Below are 619 nucleotides of genomic sequence, written 5' to 3'. Positions count from 1 at the left end.
CGCCCGCATCGTTCATCAGCCCGACGCCGCACATGGACGTCGTCTTCGGCGACCGCGACGTCGACTACCTGCGCCGCCGGTTCGCCACCCTGCGGCGCTCGCCGCTGTTCTCGGCGATGGAGTACACCGAGGATCCCGAGACGATCCGCCGATGGGCACCGTTGCTCATGGACGGCCGCGCCGGCACCGAGTCGATGGCCGCGACCCGGTACGCCGGCGGTACCGACGTCGACTTCGGCGCGCTGACCCACGCCCTGACCGCCGCGATGACGGCCCGCGGGGCGCAGGTCCGCCTGCGACACGAGGTCACCGGGCTCTCCCGGGGAGCCGACGGTCTGTGGACCGTGACGGGCCGCGACCGCGGCTGCGGCGACCGCTTCGGGATCAGGTCCCGGTTCGTCTTCGTCGGCGCGGGCGGGTACGCCCTCAAGCTCCTGCAGAAGGCCAGGGTCCCGGAGGTCCGCGGCTACGCGGTCTTCCCCCTCGGCGCGCAGTTCCTGCGCACCGGCAACCCCGACGTCGTCGCGCGGCACGACGCGAAGGTCTACAGCCAGGCTTCCGTCGGTGCCCCGCCGATGTCGGTGCCCCACCTCGACAGGCGCGTCGTGGAGGGCAACCC

General features: G+C 73.2%; 1 protein-coding gene. It reads left to right on the top strand.

Annotated features, from left to right (window positions below; translation table 11 throughout):
- The coding region (locus AC1DQC_RS19970; protein WP_477052970.1) for an FAD-dependent oxidoreductase at positions 1-619 on the top strand (619 nt) is incomplete at both ends.

It is taken from the genome of Cellulomonas sp. P4_H12 (assembly GCF_056400905.1).
Note: the sequence above shows the minus strand (reverse complement) of the source record. Positions and strands in the feature narration are given on the sequence as shown.